This is a genomic window from Nonomuraea diastatica (genome assembly GCF_004349015.1).
GTDB lineage: Bacteria > Actinomycetota > Actinomycetes > Streptosporangiales > Streptosporangiaceae > Nonomuraea > Nonomuraea diastatica.
The window spans coordinates 1-2,708 of the sequence record NZ_SMKP01000366.1; the positions used below are offsets into that span (position 1 = coordinate 1).

Annotated in this window: 2 protein-coding genes; one reads left to right on the forward strand and one right to left on the reverse strand. The window is 67.8% G+C overall.

The window, feature by feature from the left end; all coding sequences use genetic code 11:
• Positions 1 to 331 precede the first annotated feature (331 nt).
• Positions 332 to 778 carry a glycoside hydrolase family protein gene (locus tag E1294_RS54250; RefSeq protein ID WP_181958691.1) on the reverse strand — a complete coding sequence of 149 codons (447 nt, stop codon included), beginning with the start codon at positions 776 to 778 and terminating at the stop codon, positions 332 to 334.
• A gap of 751 nt (positions 779 to 1,529) precedes the next feature.
• Here E1294_RS54250 and E1294_RS57665 point away from each other — a divergent pair.
• Positions 1,530 to 2,708 (forward strand): rhamnogalacturonan lyase family protein (locus E1294_RS57665; protein WP_132520574.1); only part of this gene is annotated, 1,179 nt, incomplete at its 3' end.

Sequence of the window (2,708 nt, forward strand, 5' to 3'; positions counted from 1 at the left end):
ACCCCACCTACGGCCTGCCCAAACGCAAGCACCGCCTGGCCACCGCACCGGACACGATCGCCGAGAAGGTAGGCCGCGTAGCCGCCTCGTAGAGCGCGGCCCGCGCGGACAACACCGCCACTGATCGCTTCGACGCCAGCCGGTTCGAGGCCAGCCGGAACCGGCTGGCCTCACTGACCCACCGGCTGCTGGGCTCCGCCACCGACGCCGAAGGCGCCATGCAGGCCGCGTTCCCGCACTGGCGGGTTCCGGGGATCGTGTCGGCGGCGGGTGCTCGGCGCGTTCACGCGGGCCATCAGCTCGCGGTTGGCCCGCGCGGGCGGCGTCGAGTTCATCGGTCGGTTCCTCCTCGCGGAGTCGCATGTCGACGACCTGCTGTTCGAGGGTCGTGATGCTGGCTCTTGGCGGGTTGAGCGCCGGCGATGTTGAACATCACGGTGTCGTGCACCTCCAGCACGCAGATCAGCCGGTTGGTGCGGCACAGGTGGACGATGTTCGGAATGCCGTTGCTCGGGCCCCATCGCTGGCCGCTGCCCAGCACTACCCGGACAGTGTTGGCGCCGAGCGCCTTGATGTTGGCGAATGAGGAGGTCTGGCTGGGATACCAGACGTGCGCATGGCTGACCCCCCGCATGACGAAGTCGCTGCCGTTGACCTCGATGATGCGTCCGCCGTCGACCCGCAGGCCGACCGCCGCCTCGGCGGGTTTGACGAAGAAGATGGCCTGGGCCAGCGTGGCGAGCGCCGCGGCGCACAAGATGGCGATCTTTCTTTTCATCTTCACCTCGGATGGGGGTGTGCGACCGGCGGTCACGCGCCGGTCTTGGCTCCATCTCGTTACTGGTTTGCTCCTTGGGGAGTTTGGGGAGAGCTGTCGCCTGGCTGGTAGTTTGTTTCTTTGGTAAATAAACTAACTCAGGCATCAGGGTTGCAAGGCTCTGTGAGCGTGCACGGTAACGAACAACCGGCCGCCCGGAAAGAGCCAAGCCGTAGACCTCGGAAAAAGGGCTCTTGTAACAAGCCCATAACGGGCATTGACGCTTGGAAAGCCCTATCCCACTCTGTGAACGCTCCCAGAGCACATGCTTTCGTGTCGCCCCGCATCGATCCGCCTGGAAGGGCCACATGGGTAAACCACCGCACGACCTGCAGCCAGTGACAGGGACCGCGCCCTCGTTGCGCCACCCGCGCCCCCGCCGGCCACGCCGCACACGCCATGAAATTTTCACGCGCCAGGCCCTCGTCGACGCGCGACCAAACCGGGGATCGCCCGCGGCGCCGACGAGTTCAGTGGGCCATGACGAAGGAGTCGGTCACCGTGGCGGTGATCCATGGTGCATGGCCACGCGCCCCACATGGAGTAGCGCCTTGATCCCGCCCACGACCGTAACCTCACGCCGACCCTGAACTGCGCTCTCATGACGCGGCATCAGAGACATCCTCGCCCGCCATGAGGCGTGCCCGAGGCCACCAGACCTGCCTGGTTCGGCCGGCTCGGAGTCATCGGACCTATCTCTTGGAGTTCACTCATGCTCTTACCCAGACCACGCACCGCCCTGCTGTCGGCCGCCATCGCGTTCACCCTGGCCGCTGCCGGTGTCGTCGTGGCCGCGGGAACGTCCGCGGCGGCGACCCGTTACGAGGCGGAAAGCGCACCGGCCACGTGCGACGGCTTCATCGAGTCCAATCACGCCGGCTTCTCCGGCAGCGGGTTCTGCAACGGCGACAACGTGGCCGGTGCGGCGGCGCAGTTCACGGTGACCGCGGCCGCGGCCGGCACGGCCACCCTCGACATCCGGTATGCCAATGGCGCGACCGCCAACCGTCCCGCGGACGTGCTGGTCAACGGTACGGTCGCGCACGCGGCCACGGCGTTCGATCCCACCGGGGCCTGGACGGCGTGGGCCACCAAGACGCTGACGGTGTCGGTGAACGCCGGCGACAACACCATCCGGTTGAGCCCGGTCAGCGCCGACGGCCTGCCCAATGTGGACTATCTGGATCTGGAGACCGGCGGCGGCGGTGGTGAGAGCGGCCGGCAGATGGAGGATCTCAACCGCGGGCTGGTCAGCGTGCGCTCCGGATCGGGCAACCTGGTCTCCTGGCGGCTGCTGGGCACCGAGAGCGCGAGCGCCGCCTTCAACCTCTACCGGGGCGCCACCAGGGTGAACGCCTCGCTGATCACCAACTCCACCAACCACCTCGACGCCGGCGCGCCCGCCGACTCCTCCTACACCGTCCGCGCGGTGGTGGACGGGGTGGAGCAGGCCCCGTCCGAGCCGTCGCTGCGTTTCGCCGGCGGCAGCTACCTGGACGTGCCGATCTCCCGGCCGGGCAGCAACTACACCGCCGGGGACGCCAGCGTCGGCGACGCCGACGGCGACGGCCAGTACGAGATCTTCCTCAAGTGGGATCCGAGTGACCAGAAGGACAACGCCCAGTCCGGGGTCACCAGCAACGTCTACATCGACGCCTACCGGCTCAACGGCCAGCGCCTGTGGCGCATCAACCTGGGCCGCAACATCCGGGCCGGCGCGCACTACACCCAGTTCCAGGTCTACGACTACGACGGCGACGGCCAGGCCGAGCTGGCGGTCAAGACCGGCGACGGCACCGTCTCCGGCACGGGGCAGACGATCGGCAACGCAGGCGCCGACCACCGCAACTCCTCCGGCTACATCATCACCGGACCGGAGTATCTGACCGTG